At 63.7% G+C, this 23,724-nt stretch carries 17 protein-coding genes and 1 pseudogene; 4 read left to right on the forward strand and 14 right to left on the reverse strand.

The window, feature by feature from the left end; genetic code table 11:
* Positions 1 to 346 precede the first annotated feature (346 nt).
* The 4 genes and pseudogenes from GYA94_RS15875 to GYA94_RS15890 all read left to right on the forward strand — a co-directional run bounded on the left by GYA94_RS15875 (position 347) and on the right by GYA94_RS15890 (position 5,358).
* Entirely contained in the window at positions 347 to 1,888 is a 1,542-nt protein-coding gene (locus GYA94_RS15875) for an MFS transporter (RefSeq protein WP_161892684.1), read from the forward strand.
* 28 nt (positions 1,889 to 1,916) lie between these two features.
* A complete protein-coding gene (locus GYA94_RS15880; protein WP_161892692.1) occupies positions 1,917 to 2,978 on the forward strand; it encodes an HlyD family secretion protein in 1,062 nt (353 codons plus the stop codon).
* Positions 2,975 to 4,411, forward strand: a pseudogene (locus tag GYA94_RS15885) (efflux transporter outer membrane subunit); the annotation flags it as partial. The gene GYA94_RS15880 and the pseudogene GYA94_RS15885, both read left to right, overlap by 4 nt.
* Positions 4,412 to 4,563: 152 nt before the next feature.
* Positions 4,564 to 5,358 carry an SDR family NAD(P)-dependent oxidoreductase gene (locus GYA94_RS15890; RefSeq protein ID WP_161892685.1) on the forward strand — a complete coding sequence of 265 codons (795 nt, stop codon included), beginning with the start codon at positions 4,564 to 4,566 and terminating at the stop codon, positions 5,356 to 5,358.
* Positions 5,359 to 5,456: 98 nt separating this feature from the next.
* On the opposite strand, the gene GYA94_RS15895 is transcribed toward GYA94_RS15890, so the two are convergent.
* The 14 genes from GYA94_RS15895 to GYA94_RS15960 form a co-directional block, all read right to left on the reverse strand.
* Positions 5,457 to 6,269, reverse strand: a complete 813-nt coding sequence (locus GYA94_RS15895; RefSeq protein ID WP_161892686.1) for an SDR family oxidoreductase — start codon at positions 6,267 to 6,269, stop codon at positions 5,457 to 5,459.
* 52 nt (positions 6,270 to 6,321) lie between these two features.
* Positions 6,322 to 6,786 carry a multidrug transporter gene (locus GYA94_RS15900; RefSeq protein ID WP_161892687.1) on the reverse strand — a complete coding sequence of 155 codons (465 nt, stop codon included), beginning with the start codon at positions 6,784 to 6,786 and terminating at the stop codon, positions 6,322 to 6,324.
* Between the two features lie 335 nt (positions 6,787 to 7,121).
* Positions 7,122 to 8,576, reverse strand: coding sequence for a mannose-1-phosphate guanylyltransferase/mannose-6-phosphate isomerase (locus tag GYA94_RS15905; RefSeq protein ID WP_110675603.1), 1,455 nt, complete (start codon positions 8,574 to 8,576; stop codon positions 7,122 to 7,124).
* Positions 8,577 to 8,611: 35 nt separating this feature from the next.
* Positions 8,612 to 9,259 (reverse strand): alginate O-acetyltransferase AlgF, encoded by a 648-nt coding sequence (locus GYA94_RS15910; protein WP_054912061.1) that lies wholly within the window; start codon positions 9,257 to 9,259, stop codon positions 8,612 to 8,614.
* A gap of 20 nt (positions 9,260 to 9,279) precedes the next feature.
* Positions 9,280 to 10,437 (reverse strand): alginate O-acetyltransferase, encoded by a 1,158-nt coding sequence (locus GYA94_RS15915; RefSeq protein ID WP_161892688.1) that lies wholly within the window; start codon positions 10,435 to 10,437, stop codon positions 9,280 to 9,282.
* Positions 10,438 to 10,447: 10 nt separating this feature from the next.
* Positions 10,448 to 11,905, reverse strand: a complete 1,458-nt coding sequence (locus tag GYA94_RS15920; protein ID WP_110675605.1) for an MBOAT family O-acyltransferase — start codon at positions 11,903 to 11,905, stop codon at positions 10,448 to 10,450.
* A 197-nt stretch (positions 11,906 to 12,102) separates the two neighbouring features.
* Entirely contained in the window at positions 12,103 to 13,206 is a 1,104-nt protein-coding gene (locus GYA94_RS15925) for a mannuronate-specific alginate lyase (protein WP_110675607.1), read from the reverse strand.
* A gap of 7 nt (positions 13,207 to 13,213) precedes the next feature.
* Positions 13,214 to 14,656 (reverse strand): alginate O-acetyltransferase, encoded by a 1,443-nt coding sequence (locus GYA94_RS15930; protein WP_161892689.1) that lies wholly within the window; start codon positions 14,654 to 14,656, stop codon positions 13,214 to 13,216.
* Between the two features lie 13 nt (positions 14,657 to 14,669).
* Positions 14,670 to 16,229, reverse strand: coding sequence for a mannuronan 5-epimerase AlgG (gene algG, locus GYA94_RS15935; RefSeq protein WP_054912057.1), 1,560 nt, complete (start codon positions 16,227 to 16,229; stop codon positions 14,670 to 14,672).
* A 16-nt stretch (positions 16,230 to 16,245) separates the two neighbouring features.
* Entirely contained in the window at positions 16,246 to 17,724 is a 1,479-nt protein-coding gene (locus GYA94_RS15940) for an alginate export family protein (protein ID WP_054905664.1), read from the reverse strand.
* The gene (gene algK, locus GYA94_RS15945; RefSeq protein ID WP_110675611.1) at positions 17,721 to 19,166 is read right to left on the reverse strand and encodes an alginate biosynthesis TPR repeat lipoprotein AlgK; all 1,446 of its coding nucleotides are present in this window, start codon (positions 19,164 to 19,166) and stop codon (positions 17,721 to 17,723) included. The genes GYA94_RS15940 and algK overlap by 4 nt, the downstream gene beginning before the upstream one ends.
* Before the next feature lie 12 nt (positions 19,167 to 19,178).
* Entirely contained in the window at positions 19,179 to 20,345 is a 1,167-nt protein-coding gene (locus GYA94_RS15950) for a PilZ domain-containing protein (RefSeq protein WP_029887277.1), read from the reverse strand.
* Between the two features lie 36 nt (positions 20,346 to 20,381).
* Positions 20,382 to 21,863, reverse strand: coding sequence for a glycosyltransferase family 2 protein (locus tag GYA94_RS15955; protein ID WP_009684460.1), 1,482 nt, complete (start codon positions 21,861 to 21,863; stop codon positions 20,382 to 20,384).
* A gap of 73 nt (positions 21,864 to 21,936) precedes the next feature.
* Entirely contained in the window at positions 21,937 to 23,253 is a 1,317-nt protein-coding gene (locus GYA94_RS15960) for a nucleotide sugar dehydrogenase (RefSeq protein WP_009684459.1), read from the reverse strand.
* Positions 23,254 to 23,724: the final 471 nt, after the last annotated feature.

Raw genomic sequence — 23,724 nt, forward strand, 5'->3', positions numbered from 1 at the left:
CGCGGCCGCCTTGTTTGTACGGCGCGATATTGAGGCATGCACCAAGGCGTTCGCGCGCAAATCCCACAGGAATAATTGGCCCGAAACAAACGTAGGAGCGAGCGCAGCTCGCGATGCGCCGCGCGGGCGGCGCTCGCTCTAACAGGCGCTGGCATACCTTGTGGCAAACACCTGTCAGCCCTAAGGCGATCCCTGTGGGAGCTGGCTTGCCGGCGATAGGGCCAGACCTGCAAAAAAGTGGATTGCGCCTGACGCAACATAAACCTATCGAGAAGTCAGTTTTCGTCAGCATTCGACCTTCTTAGACTTGCTCCACTCGCAAATTTGTTGCTGGAGATGTCGTTGCATGAGTTCCCTGTCCGCCCCGTCTGCTGCCATCGTAGGCGGCCCCGCGCCGGCTGCGCCTGCGCAGACGGCGTTCGGCCTGCAGGTGGTGGTCGGGCTGTTCGGTGTATTGCTGGCCGTGTTGTGTGCGGGCCTCAACGAGTCGGTGACCAAGATTTCCCTGGCCGATATCCGCGGCGCCATGGGCATCGGGGCCGACGAAGGTGCCTGGCTGCTGGCGGTGTACAGCGCCGCTTCGGTCTCGGCCATGGCCTTTGCGCCGTGGCTGGCCACCACCTTCTCGCTGCGGCGCTTCACCCTGAGCGCCATTGGCCTGTTCGCCGTGCTCGGCTTGCTGCAGCCGTTCGCCCCCAACCTGCACAGCCTGATGTTGCTGCGCGTGCTGCAGGGCTTTGCCGCCGGCGCCTTGCCACCGATGCTGATGAGCGTGGCCCTGCGTTTCCTGCCGCCGGGCATCAAAGTGTACGGCCTGGCCTGTTACGCCCTGACCGCCACGTTCGGCCCCAACCTCGGTACCCCGCTGGCCGGGTTGTGGACTGAATACGTGGGCTGGCAATGGGCGTTCTGGCAGATCATTCTGCCGTCGGCACTGGCCATGTGTTGTGTGGGCTGGGGCCTGCCGCAGGACCCGCTGCGCCTGGAGCGTTTCAGGCAGTTCGACTGGCGTGGCGTGGTGCTTGGCCTGCCGGCCATCAGCAGTATCGTCCTGGGCTTGTCGCTGGGGGACCGCTGGGGCTGGTTCGACTCGCCGCTGATCTGCTGGCTGCTCGGGGGTGGGCTGCTGTTGCTGGTGCTGTTCATGTTCAACGAATGGTCCGAGCCGCTGCCGTTCTTCCAGTTGCGCATGCTGTCGCGGCGCAACCTGAGTTTCGCCTTGGTGACCTTGGCCGGCGTGCTGGTCGTGCTGTCGGGTGTCGGCAGCATTCCGTCGGCCTACCTGGCGCAGATCCAGGGCTACCGGCCGGCGCAGACCAGCCCGCTGATGATGCTGGTGGCGATGCCGCAGTTGATCGCCCTGCCATTGACCGCAGCGCTGTGCAACATCCGCGCGGTGGACTGCCGCTGGGTGCTGGGCATCGGCCTGGCGATGCTGGCGGTGTCCTGTGTTGGCAGCAGCCTGCTGACCAGCGAATGGATCCGTGGCGACTTCTACCCGTTCTACCTGCTGCAGGTGTTCGGCCAGCCGATGGCGGTGCTGCCGCTGCTGATGCTGTCCACCAACGGCATGACCCCGCAGGAAGGCCCGTTCGCCTCCAGCTGGTTCAACACCGTCAAGGGCCTGGCCGCGGTGATCGCCGGTGGCCTGCTGGATGCTCTTGGTACCCTGCGCCGGCACTTCCATTCCAACCACTTGGTGGACAGCCTGGGCAACGCTCCGCTGGTCGACGATAACGCCGCTGGCCTGGCCAGGCGCATCCACGACCAGGCGCTGGTGCTGACCTCGGCCGACCTGTACCTGGTCATGGCCTGCATCGCCGTGGCCCTGATCTGCCTGATTCCTTTCGTGCCCACCCGGGTCTACCCGCCGCGCGCGGTGGCCTGAACCCTGGATGAATTCGAGAACCGCTGAAATGACCAACAACCGCAAAACCCTGTTTATCGGCTCGGTGCTCGCCGTGGCTGTCCTGGCTGGCATCGTCGGCCCCTGGATGTTCGGCAGCGACCACCGCCAGAGCACCAATGACGCCTATGTGATCGCCGACTTCACGGTGGTCGCGCCCAAGGTCGCCGGCTTCATCAAGGAGGTGCTGGTAGAGGACAACCAGCAGGTCACGGCTGGCCAGCTATTGGCGACCATCGATGCCCGTGACTACCAGGCCGCGCTGGATGCGGCGCAGGCGCAATTGCTGGTGGCCAAGGCGCAAAGTGCCGATGCCCGTGCCACCCTGGAACGTCAAGCTTCGCTGATTGCCCAGGCCGAAGCTGCGGTGAAAGCGGCCCAGGCCGAAGCGGCGTTCGCCGACCATGAGGTCAACCGCTACAGCCGCCTGGCCGAGCAGGGCGCCGGTACCGTGCAGAATGCCCAGCAGGCACGCAGCAGGGTCGACCAGGCCCGCGCGCGGCTGGCCAATGCCCAGGCAGCGCTGGTGGCGGCGCGCAAGCAAGTGGACATCCTTACCGCCCAGGTAGCCAGTGCCGATGGCCAGCTCAAGCGCGCCGAAGCGGGCCTGGAAAAAGCCCAGCTAGACCTGTCCTACACACGCATCACCGCGCCGGTGGACGGCATGGTCGGCGAGCGTGCCCTGCGGATCGGCGCCTACGTCAACCCGGGCGCTCGCCTGCTGTCGGTGGTGCCGTTGCAGCAGGCCTATGTGGTAGGCAACTTCCAGGAAACCCAGCTGACCCACGTACAGCCGGGCCAGCCGGTGAGCATCAGCGTCGACACCTTCTCCGGCGAGAAGCTGCAAGGCCATGTGGAAAGTATCGCCCCGGCCACCGGCGTGACCTTCGCCGCCGTGAAACCGGACAACGCCACCGGCAACTTCACCAAGGTGGTGCAGCGCATTCCGGTGAAGATCGTGTTCGAGGATGGCCAGCCGCTGCTGGCCCGCTTGCGCGTGGGCATGTCGGTGGAAGCGACCATCGATACCCGTGGCGACAAGCTGAACGGCAAAGAGGTCAGCGCACGATGAAAGCGGCATTACGCGTGAGCCCATTGCTGCTGGCCGTACTGATGGCTGGCTGCACAATGGGCCCGGACTTCCTGCGCCCCGACAGCCAGGCACCGCAACAATGGGCGCCGCTGCAAGGTGAGGCGGCGGCCAGCCAGCCGCAGGCCGAACCGCTGGAGCTGCGCTGGTGGGAAAGTTTCCACGATGCCCAGCTCAGCGCATTGATCCAGCGCGTTGCCGAGCGCAACCTCGACTTGCAGATGGCCAGTGCCCGGCTGGTACAAAGCCGGGCCTTGCGCAGCACCGTGGCCGCCGATGAAATGCCGGCGGTGGATGTTGCTGCCGGCTACAGCCGTGCCCGCAACAGCGCCGAAGGCCTGAGCGACCCCTCTGGCAAGGCGGGCAAGCAAGCCTTCAACCTCTGGCAGGGCGACTTGGTAGCGGGTTGGGAACTGGACCTGTGGGGCCGCGTGCGGCGCCAGGTCGAGGCGGCCGATGCCACGGTCGAAGTGGCGGAGAACGACCGCCGCGGTGTGCTGTTGGCATTACTGTCGGAAACTGCCGGCAACTACATCCAGTTGCGTGCGGTGCAGCACACCATCGATGTCACTCGCGACAACCTCAAGGTCGCCCAGCACAGCCTGAAGCTGTCGGAAAGCCGCCAGGCCGAAGGCGTCGCTACCCGCCTCGACGTAGCCCAGGCCAGTGCCCAGGTGGCGTCCATCGAGTCGCGTCTGCCCAGCCTCGAAGCCCGGCGCGATGACCTGATCAACGCCCTCAGCCTGCTCGCCGCCGACCCCCCGCGCAGCCTGCAGGCTCAGTTGCTACAGGGCGGCGAACTGCCTGCGCCGCGGCAGAAGTTCGCCATCGGCTTGCCGTCCGAGCTGGCCGAGCGCCGGCCGGACATCCGCCAGGCCGAGGCTCGCCTGCACGCTGCCACCGCCAGCATCGGCGTGGCCAAGGCCGACTTCTACCCGAGCATCCGGCTGTCGGGCAGTGTCGGCTTCCAGGCCATGCAGTTGTCCGATTTCGGTGCCTGGGACGCGCGCCGGTTTGCCTTTGGGCCACAGCTTTCATTGCCGATCTTCGAGGGCGGCCGACTCAAGGGCACCCTGGAGTTGCGCGAGGCGCAGCAGCAGGAAGCGGCGTTGAATTATCGCAAGGTGGTGCTGGGTGCCTGGCACGAAATTGACGATGTGCTACGCCTGTACAACGCCAGTCAGTTGCGCCGTGATCACCTGGCCGAGGCCGTGCGGCAGAACCGCATCGCCCTGGAAACCGCCCAGCGCCAGTACGTGGAAGGGGCGGTGGATTTTCTCAACGTGCTGACGGTGCAGAGTGCCTTGCTGGCTAGCGAGGAACAGTGGATCGACAGCTCGGCGGCGGTGTCGCAGGCGCTGGTAGGGTTGTACAAGGCGTTGGGGGGTGGCTGGCAGGCGTTTGATCAGCAACCGGTGAAGAAAGCTTTGCAGCCCATCGCCGGCAAGCCAGCTCCCACAAGTGCAGCGCAGGTCTCAGGTACAGCGCAATACCTGTAGGAGCGGGCTTGCCCGCGAAGGGCTGCAAAGCAGCCCCGGCGATTTCCCAGACAGATGAGGAGGCAAAGATGCACATTTCCCTGAACGGCAAACGCGCGATCGTCAGCGGTTCCACCGCCGGCATTGGCCTGGCCATCGCCATAGGTCTGGCCGAAGCCGGCGCCGAAGTAGTCCTCAACGGCCGCACCCAATCCCGCGTCGACGAAGCGCTTAAAGCCGTGCGCGAACGCCTGCCACAAGCGCGCATCATCGGCATCGCTGCCGACCTCGGCACCCAGGAAGGTGCGCAAAAGCTGTTCGACCAGGTGCCGCATACCGACATCCTGGTCAACAACCTGGGCATCTTCGAGCCCAAGCCGTTCTTCGAGATCGAAGACGAAGACTGGCAGCGCTTCTTCGACGTCAACGTGCTTAGCGCGGTGCGCCTGTCGCGCCACTATGCCCAAGGCATGGCCGAGCGCAAATGGGGGCGGGTGGTGTTCCTGTCCAGTGAGTCGGCGCTGCAGATCCCGACCGAGATGATTCACTACGGCATGACCAAGACCGCGCTGTTGGCGGTGTCACGAGGGCTGGCCGAGACCCTGGCGGGCACCGGGGTAACGGTGAATGCCGTGCTGCCTGGGCCGACGCGCTCTGAAGGCGTGGGTGACTTCTTCGCCAAGCTGGCCGAGGAGCAGGGGGTCACGACTGCTGAACTGGAAACCAGCTTCCTGGCCGAGCACCGGCCCAGTTCGTTGATCAAGCGGCTGGCGACAGTGGAAGAGGTGGCCAACATGGTGGTGTACCTGGCATCGCTGCAGGCCAGTGCTACCACCGGGGCGGCGTTGCGGGTGGACGGCGGGGTGCTGCGGTCCATTGCCTGATTGTCTACTGCCTGTACCGGCCTCTTCGCGGGCTTGCCCGCTCCCACCCTGTAGGAGCGGGTTTACCCGCGAAGGGGCCAGCACAGGAAAAAGAAGAATCAAAGCGGTCGCAGCAGGCCAAAGCGCTTGCGCAACGCCCAATCCAGCAAACGCCGCGGCAGCAACCGAGCCATCAACGGCAACGCCGTACTGCCATTGCCCAAGCGCACCACAGCCGGTACCGGCGACCTGCTCACCGCCGCCAACACGCCCTTGGCAAACACCGCCGCCGAAGTCGGCTTGTCCTGCGAAGCCCGCGCCCGCGCCTGCACCTGTTCACGCAACGGCCACCACGCCGAATCCGACGCCAGTACCTGCTCGGCCTGGCGCTGGGCGTTGCTGGCGAACTGCGAGGCAATCGCCCCCGGCTGCACTTCCAGCACGCGCACGCCGAACGGGGCCAGCTCCAGGCGCAGGGCGTCGCTCAGGGCATGCACGGCGGCCTTGGAGGCGCAGTAAGCGCCAGCGAACGGGGTGACCAGTACGCCGGATACGCTGCCGATATTCACCACCAGGCCCCGTGAGCGGCGCAGCAGCGGGAACAGCGCGCGAGTGACGCCTACCACGGCGAAGACGTTGGTCTCGAATTGCTGGCGCAGTGCGTCCACACCTCCATCGAGCAATGGGCCCATGGCGCCGTAGCCGGCGTTGTTGATCAGGATATCGAGGCTGTCCAGTTCCTCGGCCAAGCGGGTAAGGGCCTCGCTGTCGTTCACGTCCAGTTGCCGGGCGGTGTAGCCGGCGGCACTCAGTTGCTCGACATCCTCAGGCTTGCGGGCAGTGGCCCAGACGTGGTGGCCAGCATCGCGGAAGGCGTCGGCCAGGGCGCGGCCGATGCCGCTGGAACAACCGGTGATCAGGACGGTGGGCATGGTGGGGGCCTTTGATCAAGGTGAGAGGTGTGTCGCCGGTACTGGCAATGAATCAATTGGCAAATGTACCTTGCAGGTGCTCAGCCCGAAACTCCAGGGTTTGTGCTCGGTAACCGGAACGCAGGGGCGGCAAGGGCAGGCAGTCTTCCCACTCGGCCCCCGGCTGCAGTTCGCCAGGGCCACGGTAGCGCGGCGCGTTGTAGGTATTTTCGGCGAGGTTCACGGTATCGCCCGGTGCATAGGCGGCTACGCGCCAACGCAGTTCGGTGAGCGGTACCGGGTTGCCGTTCTTCATGTGCACCTGCAGGGTTCGGTCGGCGGGGCACTGGTCTGGGGCGTAGCTCAGGCGCAGGTCCAGGCGGGCCAGTTGCGAGGCTTCGCGGGTGTCCTGCCAGGCAACGAACAGGGCCACCAGGCCCAGGCCGCACACGGCGGCCAGGGAAATGGGCAGGGCCTTGGCCGGGTAGCGCAACAGCAGCACCAGCCAGGTGAGGATAAGGACGGCACCGATGATCATGATGTGCGGATTCCGTTCGAGTCTCGGCACATCTTGGAGTGGCAAGCTGCAAGCTGCAAGCTGCAAGCTGCAAGCTACAAGCTACAAGCTACAAGCTACAAGCTACAAGCTACAAGCTACAAGAAAAAGCAGGGCGGTGGAGAACCCACAATTTTAGATTCGACGCCGCCCCGCTGTTTCTTGTAGCTTGCAGCTTGTAGCTTGCAGCTTGCAGCTTGCCGCTTGCCGCTTGCAGCTTGCCGCTTGCAGCTTGCAGCTTGCAGCTTGCAGCTTGTAGCTTGCCGCTTGCCGCTTGCCGCTTGCCGCTTGCCGCTTGCCGCTTGCCGCTTGCCGCTTTACTGCGCGATGGTCTTCACCGAAACCCCACGCTCGACCGGCGTAGAGGTGCGCCCATACACATCTTCGAAGCGCTCGATATCATCTTCGCCCAGGTAACTCCCGGACTGCACCTCAATGATCTCCAGCGGGATCTTGCCCGGGTTGCGCAGGCGGTGTACCGACGCAATCGGGATGTAGGTCGACTGGTTCTCGGTCAGCAGGAACACGTTTTCGTCGCAGGTCACCTCGGCAGTGCCGGACACCACGATCCAGTGTTCGGCGCGGTGGTGGTGCATCTGCAGCGACAGGCTGGCGCCTGGCTTGACGGTGATGTGCTTGACCTGGAAGCGGCCGCCCATGTCCACCGAGTCGTAAGAACCCCATGGGCGATACACTTCCAGGTGGTTCTGGGTTTCGCTACGGCCCTGTTCGTCCAGTGTCTTGACCATCTGCTTCACGCCCTGAACCTTGTCCTTGTGGGCGATCATCATGGCGTCCTTGGTCTCGACCACCACGATGTTCTCAAGGCCGATCACCGACACCAGCTTGCCGTTACCGTGGATCATGCAGTTGTGGCTGTCCTGCACCACCACATCGCCCTTGGTGACGTTGCCATTGTCGTCCTTCTCATGCACCTCCCACAACGACGACCAGCAGCCCACGTCGCTCCAGCCGGCCGACATCGGCACGACACAGGCGCGCTGGGTTTTTTCCATCACCGCGTAGTCGAGGGAGTTGTCCGGGCAGCAGGCGAAAGTGGCGGGGTCGATGCTCAGCACATCGCCGTCTTCCTGGCTACGCTCCAAGGCCAATACACAGGTGTCGTAGATATCGCCATCGTGCTTTTTCAGCTCCTCGAGGAAGCGGCTGGCGCGGAACAGGAACATGCCGCTGTTCCAGAAGTAACCACCGGCCTGGACGAACTCGGTGGCGCGCTTCTCGTCGGGCTTCTCGACGAACTGCGCTACCCGCGCCACGCCCTCGGGCAGCAATGCATCCTGGCTGGAGCGGATGTAGCCGTAGCCGGTTTCCGGCTTGGTCGCCGGTACCCCGAACAACACCATCTCGCCGCGCTCTGCCGCTACGGTGGCCAGGGCCAGGGCACGTTGCAGGGCCTTCTGGTCCTCGATTACATGGTCGGCAGGCAGCACCAGCATCAGTTCGTCACGGCCTTCGTTGACCAGTTTCATCGCGGCCATGGCCACCGCGGGCGCCGTATTGCGGCCAAACGGCTCCATCAGGATGCCTTGGGTTTCCAGCTTCAGGGCAGCCAGCTGCTCCTGCACGATGAACTTGTGGTCCTTGTTGCAGACCACGATCGGCGTGTCCATGCCCTCGAACACCAGGCGCGAGAGGGTTTGCTGGAACAGCGTGTGTTCACCGGTCAGGGCCAGGAACTGCTTGGGGAACTGCTTGCGCGACAAAGGCCACAGACGCGAACCGCTACCACCAGAAAGAATTACCGGGATCATCATGTTTCTCCAATAGTCGTTGAGAGGCAGGGGAATCAGTTGCTAGCCACGGGGCGAGTTACCCACACCGGCGACAAGGCGTTGCCGGAACCCGTTACGTACAGCACTGCGGCTTCGCCGCGCTCAAGGGCGACCGGCTTCACGTCACCCACTTTCTTGTCACCTTGGTACAGCGCCAGGTTCACCTTGACCGGGTTGATCTCGCGCTCACCACGGCCGTTGGCGGCCACCTGCTTGACCACTTCGGTCTTGCCGTCGGCGGTTTTCAGGGTCAGCTGCTGGTCGCTCAGGTTCTGCACCCGCACCAGGGCTTTCTGCTTGTTCTTGAACGGCGGCTCTTCGATCAGCTTCGGGTTGCCGCTGTTGCTGTTGACCAGGGTGTAGTACTTGTCCGAGGCCAGCTTGACCGGCACGCTCTTGCCGCCGACCTGGGCGGTGTAGTCACCGCCAGGCAGGAAGCTGAAATCGCTGCTGGCCTGGGCGCCAACCTGCTTGATCTGGGTGTTGCCCACACTGGCGGCAGCCGGTGCACTGGTGGCGTTGTACAGCCGCACGAACGTGGAGCCTTTCGGCGCGCTGGGGCCATACAGTGCGGCGTCGGCGCCGGCGAAGGCCTGCATGGAAGCAAGGGACAGGCCGGCCGCCAGGGTGAGGGCTTTGGCAATGGAAGTCTTGGTAGTCATGTGCGTGTTCCTCTCTTCAGTCAGTGGTTCGTCCGGGTGGACGACAAGGCCAGGTTTTCTTCGGATTTACGGGCGTTCTTCAGCTGCGCGACCCAGTGCGGGTCGAAGCTGCTGAGGTCGTTCTTCATTGGCAGATATCGTTCTGGGAATTCCCACACCACCACTTGTGGCGCGGCGTTCTTGAAGGCATCGCTTTGCAGGTACTTGAGCATGGGCACCAACGGGCCGTGGCCGTCCTCGGCGTAATTGGCCACGTCGCTGCGCAGCGCCTGCTGCAGGGCGCCAAGGAAGTTCCAGTGCGGGTTGGCGCTGTAGCTGGTGCCAACCAGTGCCACCGGTATGCGGCTGTCGGCGAACAGCGCGTCAGCGCCGTCACCCTTGGCCTCGGCGGCCCGGGTGGTACGTTGTTGCAGGCTGTCCGGGGCGGGCAGCAGGTTGCTGAACAAAGGGTCCAGTGGCAGGAAGTTGGTCAGGTCGCCTTTGTACGGGGCGGTGCTGCCTGCTTCGGTGATGAAGGCCTGCGGGGCGCCGTCGAGCAGGTTCTGCCGGCGCACGGCGTCGGCCAGCGCCTGCGCCGCCACTTCGGCGCCCATCGGCGTCCAGTGGGTGTCGGTACGCAGGAACACCTGGCCGCGGGCCTTGGCCTGCGCCAGTGGGCCCATCAGCTCGGGCGCAAACACGTTGGCCTGGCGTGCCTGGGCGTGAAACTGGTTGTACAGGTCGTCATGCAAGCTGGCCGGTTGTTGCTTGCCGATGTATTCGGCATACACCCGCGCCTTGGCCGGGACGATCGCCAGCACCAGGTGAACGCCGTGCTGCTGCAGGGTGTCGCGTACACCGCGGATCAGCGCCAGGTTCTCTTGCATCAGGTGTTCGGCACCGGCGGTGGGCTTGAACTCTTCGTCACTGAACAACCACTGGTCGCGGCCCAGCACCACGCCAGGGCGGCCTTCGTGGAACAGCTTGAAGTCCATCGCCGCCCACAGGTTGGTGCCCAGGCGCTTGATTGGGAACTGGTCGTCGTAATGGGTTTCGGCTGCCTTGGCCAGTTTGCCGTTGAGCAGGGTCATCTGCTCGGTGCGCTGGAAACTTTCCAACCCACCGGTGGACCAGACGCCCATGCCCACCAACAGGCCGATGAAGGACAGCGAATAGGTAATGCGTAACGTTCGGGTCATGTCAGCCACCTCAGAACTGGAAGTAGAGGAACGGCGAGTAGCTCTGCGCCGAAAGCTTGAGGATCGAGGCCACGAACAGCAGCAACACCAGCGCGCGGGTCATGACCCGGGTCCAGTCCAGGCCCAGCGAACCGTCGCTGTTGACCTGCACCGGGGTGGCCTTGGGCGTGGGTTTGGCGTTGCGGTAGAAGTCGCGCAGGCCGAAGAAAGCCAGGGTGAGGTAGGCGATCACCAGGGTGGCGACCTGCAGGCCGGTGAGCTGGGCACGGTTGAGTTCCGACAGCTGCCAGTCCCCGAAGCTGAACATGGCGCCGTACATGCGTGCGGCGACGTGCAGGTTTTCGGCGCGGAAGATCACCCAGCCGACCACCACCAGCAGGAAGGTGAAGGCCCATTTCACCGGGTTGAAACGCTGCGGGTTGGTGTCGATGCCCAGCGCCCGCTCGATCGCCAGCCACATGCCGTGCCAGGCGCCCCAGATGATGTAGGTGAAGTTGGCGCCATGCCACAGGCCGCCCAGCAGCATGGTCAGGAACAGGTTGCGGTAGGTGTTGAAGGTGCCTTTGCGGTTACCGCCCAGGGTGATGTACAGGTAGTCGCGCAGCCAGGTCGACAGGCTGATGTGCCAGCGCCGCCAGAACTCGGTGATGGACTGGCTGATGTATGGCTGCTTGAAGTTTTCCATGAAGCGGAAGCCCATCATCAGCCCCAGGCCGATGGCCATGTCGCTGTAGCCGCTGAAGTCGAAGTACAACTGCGCGGTATAGGCCAGGGCGCCGAGCCAGGCATCCCCGGTGGTCGGGTTCTGCAGGGCGAAGCAGTGGTCGGCGACCACTGCCAGGGTGTCGGCGATGAACACCTTCTTGATGAAACCCTGCATGAAGCGGGTGCAGCCTTCGGAGAACTTGTCCAGGGTATGGGTGCGGTTGTTGAACTGGTCGACCAGGTCCTTGAAACGCAGCACGGGGCCGGCGATCAGGTGCGGGAAGATCGCCACGAACGCGGCGAAGTCGATCAGGTTGCGCGTGGCCGGGGTGTCGCCGCGGTACACGTCGATGATGTAGCTGATCGACTCGAAGATGTAGAACGAGATACCGATCGGCAGCAGCACGTGGGTGAGGATGAAGGGCTCCAGGCCAAACGAGGTGATGATCGCATTCAGGCTGTCGACACCGAAGTTGGCGTACTTGAAGTAGCCGAGAATGGCCAGGTCGACACCAACGCCCAGCAGCAGCCAGCGCTGTGCCGGCTTGGTGCGCACGCCGGCGGCACCCACTTTCAGGCCGATCCAGTAGTTCCACAGGGTGACCCCGGCGAACAGCGCCAGGAAGTCCACCCGCCACCAGGCGTAGAAGATGTAGCTGGCGATCAGCAGCAGCAGGTTGCGATAACGTTGCCCGCTCAAGTAATACAGGCCGAGGAATATCGGCAAGAACAGGAACAGGAACACGTTGGACGAGAAGACCATCCCGGTTCTCCTTATTGTTCACAGCATCCGGGGCACAGCGCCCCCCAAACCCCCCAGCAAAAAGCTGGAGGGCAACTTAGAGCCCTGTGGGAGCGGGCATGCCCGCGAACAAGGGCGAAGCCCTTGCCATGCACCGCGGTGGCCTCTTCGCGGGCATGCCCGCTCCCACAGGTACCGACCCCACAATGGGAGTCAGTTCACTTCTTGCTTGCTGCGCTCGGGTCGTAGACCCGGGTCAGGTCGCCGCCCAGCCGGAAGCTGTTGAACGGCTGCATCCCGTGCTTGCGCTCCAGCGTGTCGCCGACGCAGTGGTACAGCGCGCACCAAGGCTCGAGCCAGGCGTACTTGTTGTCGACCTTGAGGTCTTTCATGTCCTGCTTCTCACCGGCACGTTCGGCGAAGTGACGGGGGTCGCGGGCGCCGTAGAGCACACCTTCGCCCAAGCGCTGCAGGGCAAAGTTGTTTTCGCTGCGCAGGTCCACGCCGTTGGCCTGGGCGAAGCTGGCAATCATCGCCAGCGGCGGCAGGGCGTAGTTGTGATAGGCCAGGGCACGTTGCTTGCGCTTGATCTCGTTGGGCAGGAAACCTTGCTCGTCGACTTGGTTGGCACCCACCTTGAATTCCTTCACCGCCCAGTCGAACAGGTCGCGGCGGTCGGTGGCCACGGCGGTGGCCATCACCGACCAGGCGGCCCAGTAGCTGTGGTTGTTGATCTTCTCCAGCGGCAGGTTGCTCCAGTCCTGCACGGTCTGCTCGGCCAGGCGGTCCAGCCATTTCTCGATCAGCTTGGCCTCGGCCTGGTGCGCGGCCAGCGGCTGGGCAGTGGAGAACTTCAGGCGCAGCCACGAGCCGCTCATGCTGCCCAGGGCCCATTTGCGCATCGACTTGCCGGTGTGGTTGTAGTCGGTGGACAGCAGCGCATTGGCCCGCGCCCAGGTCCCCAGCCAAGCCAAGGTGCAGTCGAGTTGCGCCGGGCGGCCATCACGCATGTATTGGCCGACCATCTTGCTCACGCCCTTTTCCAGCGTGGTGATGTCTTCGGTCGACTTGCGAAAGGCCTTTTCCGAGGCGACATTGAGCGTGGCACGGGCCTTGTCGGAGCCTTCGTACTTACTGCGGAATTGCAGCGCACCGGTATAGGGTTTCGGTGCCGGCTCGCAGCGGAAATTGCCGTCGCCCGTTTTGGGTTTCTCGATGCCCTCGTAATAGCCTTGGGGTGGCACCAGCGCAGCGTGCGCGGCGCTGCCGAACAGCGCCATGGCGAGCAGGGCAGGGCGAAAGATTTGCTTGAATACGGTCATGGTCGCCTCACTGGCCGGCTTGCGCGGTTTGCGCAGGCACGGCGAAGTTGTTGCGTTTGCAGAGTTTGGCCTCGACTTTCTGGGTGCCGCTTTCCGGGCCTTGCACCTCGAACGCCAGCAGGCTCTGGTCGGCCCAGTCCTCGTCCTCGCGCATCTGGAAGACAAAGCGGCCGTCGGTGTCGGAGGTTTCCGGTTTTTCCAGCTTGATGTCTTCGTGGCGGCCGTTGAGGTACCACAGGGTGGCTTGCAGCACCTTCACCGATGGGTCGTCGAACCTGACATCCATCTGCAGGTTGCGGTTGATCAGCTGTTTCACCACGCCGCCCTTGCCGTTGACCATCAACTCGTTGTTGCCGGGCTTGAGCGTGGTGCTGGCGCTCATCAGCGCCGGGCGGTCATTGCAGCCATCGTCGAGCAGGCCAAGGATTTGCCGCCAGATGGTTTCCTGGTCCAGGCGGTACAGCGGCGAGAACTCCCAGATCAGGATCTTGGGCGGGTTCTTGCGGAATTCCTCGCTGCCCAGGTACTGGATCATCGAGCCTTCCAGGCCACCGCCGGGGAAGGCGACGTTGAGCACATCGGCGCCGATGTACTGCTCGAGGAAGCCGGAGAAGTTGTAGTTCTTGCCGCTGTGGCTGGTGCCGACCAAGGTGATCTGTGCGTTGCCGCTGTCGCCGAACAGGTCGTCGCCGCCGCCGCTGGAGCCTGTCGGCTCGGTGGCGAACTGGTCCATGTACTGGATCGCATAGCTGGTGCCACACAGTTGGCCGGCCACGTTGTGCAGGGTGCCCGTCTTGCCCATGCGGCCAGATTTCCTGGTTTCGAATTCCTTGCGCGGGATGCCCGCGAAAGCCGGCATCTTGTGCACGGTGTCGGCGACGATCCTGGCGGCGCGCTGGGCACCGTACGGTGTCCAGTGCTGGTCACCGCGGAAGTAGAAGTCCTTGCCCTGGTCGGCGGCGGCCAGTTGCTCGTTGGTCAGCGGCGACAGGTCGGGCACGTTGTAGCCCATGCTGGCGAAGCGCTTGAGCATGGCCTGGTAGTTGCCCAGTGCCTTCTGGTAGTTGAACGCAGCTTTCTCGGCCGGGTTGAGCATGTTGCGGTTCACCAGGCCACGGGTGGGCTGGTACACCATCACCAGCTCCACGCCACGCTTCTTGAACGCGTCGTGCACTTGTTGCAGGCGCTTGTAGCCGGCCGGCGTGGTGCTGAACTCGGTGCGCAAGTCTTCGCGTGTGCGGAACAGCCAGTCGCCCTTGGCTTGCACCAGGGTGGTGAAGTTCTGCTGGTAGCGGGTGGTGTAGCGGCTGGCATCGTGCGCTTCGGGGCACAGCTGGCAGCAGGGTTCGGCCGTGAAGGTCGGGGCCTTGACTTCATCGGCGCGCACGCCTTGGCTGATTGCCAGAAGGGCAGCGGACAGGCCCAGCAGTTTCATCAGGTGTGGAGTCATGGTCTGGGCTTCCTTAATCGATCATTTCGGTCTGGCGCTCGACCGGGTCGATCAGCACAGCCTTCTGCTGGCGGACCAGCAGGTCGAGGATTTCGTCCTGGCGCTCGCCCAGCACGCCGTTGAGGCTGATGCCGCTGGCCTTGCGCGGGGCGAGCATGGATACCTTGTACAGCTCGACCGACAGCGGCGAGTCGATCGACAGCGGGCCTGAGCCGTTGGCCGCCAGTTCGCCGCCCACCACGATCAGCGACACCTTGGTGTCGAACGGGTCGAGGGCGATGTCGCGGTCGGTGTCGGACAAGTCCTTGATGTGGCCGTACACGCCGACCAGGCCGTTGGCCATGGCCACGTTCTCGTACAGGCGGATGTTCACGCTGTTACGTACGCGTATGCCGTGGCGTCGGTTGTTGATCAGCTTGTTGCCCCAGATCAGGTTGTCGCCGCTTTCGTACAGGGTGATGCCGTCGGTGTGGTTGCGGTAGATCTCGTTGTAGGCCACCAGGTTGTTGACGCTGTTACGGTCGATCACCACGCCGGAGAGCTTGTTGTCGTAGCTCTTGTTGTTGATGATCCAGCTGTCGTTGACCTCACGCGAAATGATGATGCCGTGCTTCTTCTTGGTGCCGTAGACCGTGTTGCCGGCGATGATCAGGCGGTGCGAGCGGTCGTGCGGGTCGATGCCATAGACGATGTTGTCGTTGTAGGTATTGTCCTTGACCACGAAGTCCTGGGTTTCGTAGCAGTAGAAGCCGTACCACATGTCGCTGAACTGCGAACCGATGATCCAGCCGGTGGGTTCCGGGCGGCCCATGCGCTTGGCCATGTTCGGGGTGTACTGCGAAATGCTCACGCCGTACGACTTGGACTTGGCATAGCCGAAACTGGCCATCCTGGTATTGACGATATAGGTCTCGGTACCGCCCCACGACAGCAGGAACGGGCGGAACTCCTTGGGCGAGCGGAAGGTCGCCGGGCCGTTGTCTTTTTCCCGCCAGCCAGTCACCTGGGTGTCGGTGACGAACAGCTTGCCGTCGTTGACCAGGAACGCGCCGCCCTCCTGGGACAGGCGCAATTGCTTGACCTTGCCATCGATCTCGAGGATGCCCTTGCGGCCGACCACGATCGGCAGGCGCGCCAGGTAAACGCCCGGCTCGACTTCGCGCAGGTACTGTCGCGGCACCTGCTTGCTCAGCTCGACAAGGTCGACATGGCCGTCATCGATGAAGATCGCCTGCGGAATACCGTGCTGGCGCTGGACCCACTCGGCCGCCTTGTTGTCGCCGCCGACAAACTCCTTGAGGGTGTCCTCCTGGAACATGCGGCGCAGGCTGACCTTGCCCTTGTGGCTGCGGTCGATCTTCTTCTGCACGGCCTGGGCGGTGTAGCCGCTCAGGTCGGGCAGCTTGGGCGGGTCCATGTGCAGGGGCTCGATCGGCGCGCTGGCCACGGTGTAGGTCTTGGCCTGCTGCAGCTCCTTGGCAATGACCTTGGGCTCTGCGGCGACGGCCAGGCCCGAGGCCAGCAACAAGGCGCTGGCCAACAGGCTGTGACGTAGGTGCGGGTGAAGGTTCATCAGGTTTCTCCCGGCCTCAGAAGCGCCAGATCACGTCGACGAAGGCGCGGTGCATGTACGAGTCCGCTTCCTTGCCATAGGCGTCGCCCGGCTTGAATACACCCGCGCGCAGGCGCACCAGGGCAGACGGCTCGTCGATGGCCTGGCTCATGGACGCGGGCAGCAGGCCTTGCTTGAAGTACTTGGTCACGACCACGTCCATCTCCTGGCCAAGGTCTTTTTCACCGTCGACCAGTTGGCGGTTCACACCGTTGTCGTCGACCACGGCGTTGATGCCGCTGGAGCCGATGTTCTGGTTGCCATCGACGCGCCAGAACTTGTGGTAGATCAGGCTGGCGTCATAGTCGTCGCGCAGTTGCCATGATGCGAACAGCGTGGCCGCCTGCAGGTTGCCCAGCTCGCCGCGGAAGGCCTCACCGAAGCGGTGTACCCGCGAGCGGGTGCCGGTGAAGTTGGAGCGGTTGCTTTCCAGCCCGGTCTGCTCGAAGTTGTTCGAACCATCGTCACCGCCGCCGCCGCTGCCGCGGGCGTAGGCTGCACCCACCTGCCATTGCGGGTCGAGGCGCAGGCGGATACCCAGGTCGGTGGCCCAGGCATTGACGTTGCCGCTCTGCTTGCCGGTGGCCACCTGGTCGTCACCCACCTGTTGGGTGGTGAGCTTGTCGCGGTCGCCGGTCAGCCAGGTGACGCTGCCCCAGTAGTTGACGGTGTGGTCATTGCGCCAGTTGTAGGCGTCGCTGTTGGCCTCGAGGCCCAGCCAGGTCAGGTCGCCGGTGCGGGTCTTGTCCAGTGCATCGACGGTTTCCCCGGGTTGGTTCAGGCTGCCGCTGTCATGGGTGTGGTGGGCGCGCAGGCCAACCCAGTGGCCGGGCGTCCATTGCGTGGCGATGTTGCCGTAGACGTGCGTACGGTCCTTGTCCTCGGGCGCCAGCTCGGTGAGGTCGGTGCGGTATTCGCTGAAGCGCTGGGCCACGCCCAGGTCGGCCTTGAGCAAGGTGGTGTCGAAGGTCCAGTTCAGCGCCTCGATGTTGGTGTCGCGCCACATGCCGTCATCGCTGCGCAGGCGCTGGCGACCCAGGCGCAGTTGCTCGCCAGGGTAGGCGGTGAGGCCGCTGTAGCCGACCCAGAATTCGCGCATGGCCAGGTAGCTTTTGTCTGGCTTGCGGCTGTCGTCACCGGTGTCGGTGGTGGTGCCGTCGTCGTTCTGGCGCAGGGTGTCGGTTTCGATGGTGTCGGTGGCTGCGACCGCCTGGCCCATGGCGTAGGCGCTCCAGTTGCCGCGCTCGCCGTACACCCATGGGCGCAGGTCCAGGCCCAGGCCGTTGACGTCGCCGCCGGGGCGGGTACCCAGGTCACGGTCGTCTTCCGATTGGCCGGTGATTTTCACGTCCAGGCCGAAATTTTTCTCAGCGGTCATTTCCGCCAGGGTCGGGCAGGACCACAGCAGGGCGAAGCTCAGGCCGATGCCGGCTTTCACGAAGGGATTGAGCGTCATAGCGAGTCCTCACCGTCTACTTCTGGTTCGTCGTCTTGCAGGGCTTCGGTGGCCAGGGTGCTGTTGGCGCCTTGGCTCATGCTGCCGCGGGCCTGCTTTTCCTGAGCCAGCAGTTGCTCGGCCTGGTGGCGCTGGTCCGGGGTCAGTTGCGGCTCGAGCCGCTGCAGCATTTCTGCCGCCTGCGGCGTGGGGTTGGCTTGTGCCAGCTGGGCGAACACCCAGGCATTGCCTGGTTGCGGGCGAATGCCATGGCCTTCGCTGAACAACTGGGCCAAGGCATAGTCGGCGCTGATCTGCCCGCCGCGGGCGGCGGCCAGCAGGTTGTCGACAGCCTTTTGCGGCTCGACGTTGCCCAGGTAACCACGGCGGTACAGCTGGCCCAGGTAGTAATGGGCGCTGGTTTCGCCAGCGTTGGCGGCCGCCTGCAGGTGGCGTTCGGCTTTCTTGGCGTCGGCCGGTACGGTCTTGCCTTCGTAGTACAGGCGGCCCAGCAGCAGTTCGGCACGTGGCTGCTCGGCTTCGCGACCCTTATCGATGTAGGCCAGCAACTGGTCGGTATCGCCCAGTTCGGGGAACTCGTACAGCAATTGCGCCAGGCTGACCCACGACGCCGGGTTGGCCGGTGCCACCTGTTCGAGCAAGTCCTTGGCAGTTTTTTCATCGGTCTGGCCAAGGCTGCGATCGGCCAGCACCCGGGCCACGCTGTCGACCCGGCTGGCTGGCACGGCACCACGGGCGTAGGCCGCCTGCAGCTGGCCGAGCAGGGCGGCCTGCTGGTCGGTCTGGCCGCGCTTCTGGTACACGGTGGCCAGTTCGACGTAGCACATGTCGGTGGCGCTCAGGGCGGCCTTGCAGATTTTCTCCACGTCGTCCAGGTGCTGGTCGTAGCTGCCCTGGGTGCGATACAGCAGCACCTGGGCCAGGCCCGCTTCCGGGTTGCCGGTGGCGCGCCACTGGTCGATCTGCTGCTGCGCGTTGACCTTGGGGAAGCTTTGCGGGTAGCTCAGGTACAGCATCGCCAGCGGGATCAGGGTGTTGCCTTCACCCTGGCGGGCGGCGAGTTTCAGCAGCGTTTCGGCTTCTTCACGCTCGGCCTGGGTGCTGTCGGGCTTGGCCACCAGCAGGCGGCCAAGGCGGGCCTGGGCGCGCGACGAGGACGCAGCGGCAGCGCGGTAGGTGGCCTCGGCCTCCTTGATTTGCGCCGGGTCGCGGCTGGCCACCTTGATGTCGGCCAGGCCCACTTGCGCATCGCTGTAGCCCAGGTCGGCCAGGGCCTTGTAGTTGCGTTCGGCCAATGCCGTGTCACCGCGCTTCAGGGCTTCGTTGGCCAGGCGCTGGTCGGGCAGGCCGGCGCAGCCGGCCAAGGTGATGGCCATGGCCAGGCCACACAGACCCAGGTTCACACGGAACCTGTGGGGGCAGGTGTTGGTATCAGCGATCATCGTCCGATCCTCTTACAGCCCACGGGCCACGGCTTTGTCGATCAGCCAGTTCAGCGACGGGCCACGGTCGCTGTTGACTGCCGCCGGGCGGCCGGCCAGCTCGGCGGGCAGGCCGCTATCGGGCTTGATCTGCACACGGATGTCGGAGGCCAGGTCTTCGCTGTTGAGGCTGGCGCTGCTGACGATCTGACCGGTACGCACTTCGTCTTCGCCGGCGACCTGGAAGTTGACCCGGGTGCCTGGCTTGACCTCATCGAACTGGCGGTAGCTGAAACGCGCCTCGACCATCGGGTTGGTGGTACGCGGAATCAGCTGGAAGATCGGCTGGCCCTTGGCCGCGTACTGGCCGTCGTCCACCAACTGGCGGGCGACCACGCAATCGCAGGGGCTGGTGAGGGTACCGGAGAGTTGCTTGCCGAACAGTTCCTCGATCTTCGCCGGTTCCAGTTGCGTGTCGTCGAGGTTGCCCTTGAGCATGTCCAGCATGCTGGTGGTGAAGCTGGCCAGTGGCGCGCCCTTGGCCACCTGCCCACCGCTCTCCACCAGGCTGTTCACGGTGCCGTCGCGCGGCATGGTGACATTGGTGGTGGGTACTGCGACCACACCTGCTTCGGCATGGCTGATGAAGTACATGCCGTACAACGACTTGGCGACGAAACCGAAGGCGGCGATGCCGACCACGAACACACCGAGGGTGACGGTAACGGCCTTGAGCCGGCCGAAGGGGCTCAGGCCACTGCCGCCGTCCTTCTGCTTGCGCGCCTTGGTGAAGTTGTCGCGCTGCAGGGTGCTGAGCACGTCGCCGGCAGTAATCAGTTCACCCGACAGGTGCGAGGTGATGATATGGCGCAGGGTGGCGATGTCGCGGGGCTCCAGGTTCTGGAATTGCGCACCGGTACGCCCGCTGTCGGGGTGGTACGAGCGCACCTGGAATTCGATGTCCATCGACAGGCCGAGGTTGTCGACCGTGAACATCAACCGCCCACGCAACGCATCGCCCACCGCCAGTTGCTGCTTGGTGTGGAAGCTCAAGCCTCCGGCGGAAAGGTCGTCGACCTTCACATCGTGGGCCTGGCGCTGGGCGTCGATGAAGCGCAGCTTGGCGGGGATGCGTACCCGGGCGTGCTGGCGCTGGGCTTCGGACTCATGCACGACGTTGACATTCACGGCGGTATTCATGGGGTTTGTTCCTGTTAGATCCGATCCGGGTTGGGCTCACACGACCATGAACAGCACAGCAACGAAGATGCTGGCCGCCGAGAAGGTCATGGTCCGCGAGGACCAGGTGTTGAACCATTGTTGAAAGCTGGCGAGGTCACGCTTGAGGGCAGTGGGCTGACGCGTCCACGACTGTTTGTCGAGGCGGAAGAACACGTAGATCTTCATCAGCGCGCCGATGATCTGGTTGTAATAGAGGATCAGCGGGTAGGCCGGGCCGACGTTGTGGCCAGAGCACAGCAGCATCACGGTGAGGATCAGGCGGGTGATGCCGATCCACAGCAGGTACACCAGCAGGTATGCCAGGCCGAACTTGAGGCTGGCGATCACCGCCACGGTCAGGCCCAGCAGGCTGGTCCACATCGATACGCGCTGGTCGAACAGCACGATGCTGGTGAACAGCCCCAGGCGCCGCAGGCCCAGGCCCAGCGCACGGGAGTTCTGCCGCAGGTTGTTGCCGTACCAGCGGTACATCAGCTTGCGGCTGGCCTTGAAGAAGCTTTTCTCCGGCGGGTGCTCGACCGTGTTGATGGCAGCGTCCGGCACGTAGAAGGTGTCGTAGCCCAGGCGCATCAGGCTGAACCAGCTGGACTTGTCGTCACCGGTCAGGAACTTGAAGCGGCCCAGGCGCCAGTGCATCAGCGAGTCGCTTTCGACGTCGGCAATGAACTCGGGGTTGGTGACCACGCTGGCGCGGAACATCGACATGCGCCCGGTCATGGTCAGTACGCGCTTGGACAGGGCCATCGAGCACATGTTGATGTGGCGCTGGGCGAAGCGCAGCTTGTGCCATTCGCTCATGATGTAGCCGCCGCGTACTTCGCAGAACTCGTTGGTGGTCAGGCCGCCGACATTGGGGTACAGCTTGAACCACGGTACGGTCTTGCGCACCACGCCATCGGCCAGCACGGTGTCACCGTCGATCACCGCCACCACGGCGTTTTCGTCCGGCAGCATGCGGGAGATGGCACGGAAGCCGTAGGCCAGGCCATCGCGCTTGCCAGTACCGGCGATGCGCACGATGTCCAGCTTCACGTGGGCCGGCGGGTTGTACTTGGCCCACAGGCTCTTCACCAGCAATTCATCGGACATTTCCACCAGCGAGCAGACCACGGTGGTGGGGAAACCACAGTTGATCGCCTCGCGGATCACCGAGCTGTACACCTGAGCGGTAGTCAATGCTTCGATGCGGAAGCTGGTGACCATCAGGTACACGTGCGACGGGTCGGCGGCGCTGCCCATTTTCTGCACCTTGCGGCGCAGGTAGGGGTACACACCGTAGAGGAAGATCATGCCGCGGATGAAATGGGTGGCGCCCATCGAGTAGCGCCAGATGCCGACGGCGCCGACCAGGAAGATGAAGTGCTTCGATTGCGAGTCGAAGATATCGGCTGGCAGGGCCAGGGCGATCAGCATGAGCAGGCTCATGTAGAGCAGCCAACCGGCGCACTGCAACAGCACTGTCTGGAGCCTTTGCATGTTCAGCATCCGTGGAAAATTCGGGAAAGGGCGGCAGCGCAAGTGGGGAGCCTTGCGCCGCCTGGCCCAGGGCTTACCAGCAGATGCCTTCGGTGCGGCTGGCTGCGCTGGTCGGTTCACTCATGAAGCCGACCAGGTCGATTACTTGTTTGCCGGCCGGTACTTGCTGGGCAAGGGCACGGAACTGCTCGTCACGGTTGCCCAGAACGATGATGTCGGCGTTGTCGATGACCTTGTGGAAGTCACCGTTGAGCAGCGACGATACGTGCGGGATCTTCGATTCGATGTAGTCTTTGTTGGCTCCATGAACGCGGGCGTATTCGACGTTCTCGTCGTAGATATCCAGTTGGTAGCCCTTGCCGATCAGGCGTTCGGCCAGCTCCACCAGTGGGCTTTCGCGCAGGTCGTCGGTGCCGGCTTTGAAGCTCAGGCCAAGCAGGGCGACCTTGCGTTTGTCGTGGGCTTCGATCAGTTCGAAGGCGTTTTGCACCTGCGACTCGTTACTGCGCATCAGCGAGTCGAGCAGCGGGGCACGCACGTCCAGGCTGGCGGCACGGTAGGTCAGGGCGCGCACGTCCTTTGGCAGGCACGAGCCGCCGAAGGCAAAGCCGGGGCGCATGTAGTACTGCGACAGGTTGAGCACCTTGTCCTGGCAGACCACGTCCATCACTTCACGGCCATCCACACCGACAGCCTTGGCGATGTTGCCGATCTCGTTGGCGAAGGTGACCTTGGTGGCATGCCACACGTTGCAGGTGTATTTGATCATCTCGGCCACTTCGATCGGCTTGCGGATGACCGGGGCGTCGAGTTCTTCGTACAGCGCCTGGAGGATGTCGCCGCTGGCGCTGTCCAGTTCGCCGATGACGGTCATCGGTGGCTGGTCGTAGTCCTTGATTGCAGTGCTTTCACGCAGGAATTCCGGGTTCACCGCGACGCCGAAGTCGACGCCGGCCTTTTTGCCCGAGCAATCTTCGAGGATCGGGATCACCACGTTCTTGACGGTGCCTGGCAACACGGTGCTGCGCACCACGATGGTATGGCGGCGTGTGGTGTCGCGCAGCACATAGCCGATTTCCCGGCACACCGACTCGATGTATTCCAGGCCCAGGTCACCGTTTTTCTTGCTGGGGGTGCCCACACAGATCATCGATACATCGCTGGCGCGAATGGCCTCGGCGAAGTCGGTGGTGCCGCGCAGGCGACCATTGGCGATGCCTTGTTGCAACAGTGCTTCCAGGCCAGGTTCCACGATCGGCGACTTGCCCTGGTTGATCAGGTCGATCTTGGTGCTGGACACGTCCACACCGATTACTTCATGGCCACGCGCCGTCAGGCAGCCTGCACAGACTGCACCCACATAACCCAAACCAAAGATGCTGATACGCATCGCTATCACCTCATGTGTTTATCACGCCGACGCCTCCGTGGAGTGCCGGGCTGGGTTGATTAACAGCAGTTTTCAGGCGCACGGGTTCATGGCGAATGCACACTTCACCGAGCGCAGGCAACATAAGTCCGGAGTGCACGAAAAGTTATGCACTCAAATTAGGCATTTAAAAGCCAAGTAGTAAAAACGTGCCCTGTCATGCAGCCGTCTTTATTGCAAGGCGCTACGCGGCGCTTTGCTGTGCTTGTTTTTTCAAGTGGGATAAATCCTTTGAAATCAACCACTAGGACGATTTGTACGGGACGCGTGTCTCCTGCAAGGACAGGCACTTGGGCGTTAGCCGGGCGGCCTGTCTGTATGTTGTGGCAGGTAGTGGATACCTTGCCATTGTCATCTGTAAGTCATCTCTCACAACCCGTGGGCAGGAAATTCGTTACGGCTCTATGAGCGGTAGTTGATATGAGAAGTTCC

The sequence above is a fragment of the Pseudomonas juntendi genome (assembly GCF_009932375.1).
Classification (GTDB): Bacteria; Pseudomonadota; Gammaproteobacteria; order Pseudomonadales; family Pseudomonadaceae; genus Aquipseudomonas; species Aquipseudomonas juntendi.

Bases quoted from the DNA above. Each gene is read 5' to 3' on its own strand.
- GYA94_RS15875 (WP_161892684.1), top strand. From the start codon at position 347: ATGAGTTCCCTGTCCGCCCCGTCTGCTGCCATCGTAGGCGGCCCCGCG.
- GYA94_RS15880 (WP_161892692.1), top strand. From the start codon at position 1,917: ATGACCAACAACCGCAAAACCCTGTTTATCGGCTCGGTGCTCGCCGTG.
- GYA94_RS15960 (WP_009684459.1), bottom strand. From the start codon at position 23,253: ATGCGTATCAGCATCTTTGGTTTGGGTTATGTGGGTGCAGTCTGTGCA.
- GYA94_RS15920 (WP_110675605.1), bottom strand. From the start codon at position 11,905: ATGGTCTTCTCGTCCAACGTGTTCCTGTTCCTGTTCTTGCCGATATTC.
- GYA94_RS15890 (WP_161892685.1), top strand. From the start codon at position 4,564: ATGCACATTTCCCTGAACGGCAAACGCGCGATCGTCAGCGGTTCCACC.
- GYA94_RS15925 (WP_110675607.1), bottom strand. From the start codon at position 13,206: ATGACCGTATTCAAGCAAATCTTTCGCCCTGCCCTGCTCGCCATGGCG.
- GYA94_RS15905 (WP_110675603.1), bottom strand. From the start codon at position 8,576: ATGATCCCGGTAATTCTTTCTGGTGGTAGCGGTTCGCGTCTGTGGCCT.
- GYA94_RS15930 (WP_161892689.1), bottom strand. From the start codon at position 14,656: ATGACTCCACACCTGATGAAACTGCTGGGCCTGTCCGCTGCCCTTCTG.
- GYA94_RS15940 (WP_054905664.1), bottom strand. From the start codon at position 17,724: ATGACGCTCAATCCCTTCGTGAAAGCCGGCATCGGCCTGAGCTTCGCC.
- GYA94_RS15895 (WP_161892686.1), bottom strand. From the start codon at position 6,269: ATGCCCACCGTCCTGATCACCGGTTGTTCCAGCGGCATCGGCCGCGCC.
- algG (WP_054912057.1), bottom strand. From the start codon at position 16,229: ATGAACCTTCACCCGCACCTACGTCACAGCCTGTTGGCCAGCGCCTTG.
- GYA94_RS15955 (WP_009684460.1), bottom strand. From the start codon at position 21,863: ATGCAAAGGCTCCAGACAGTGCTGTTGCAGTGCGCCGGTTGGCTGCTC.
- algK (WP_110675611.1), bottom strand. From the start codon at position 19,166: ATGATCGCTGATACCAACACCTGCCCCCACAGGTTCCGTGTGAACCTG.
- GYA94_RS15910 (WP_054912061.1), bottom strand. From the start codon at position 9,259: ATGACTACCAAGACTTCCATTGCCAAAGCCCTCACCCTGGCGGCCGGC.
- GYA94_RS15950 (WP_029887277.1), bottom strand. From the start codon at position 20,345: ATGAATACCGCCGTGAATGTCAACGTCGTGCATGAGTCCGAAGCCCAG.
- GYA94_RS15915 (WP_161892688.1), bottom strand. From the start codon at position 10,437: ATGACCCGAACGTTACGCATTACCTATTCGCTGTCCTTCATCGGCCTG.
- GYA94_RS15900 (WP_161892687.1), bottom strand. From the start codon at position 6,786: ATGATCATCGGTGCCGTCCTTATCCTCACCTGGCTGGTGCTGCTGTTG.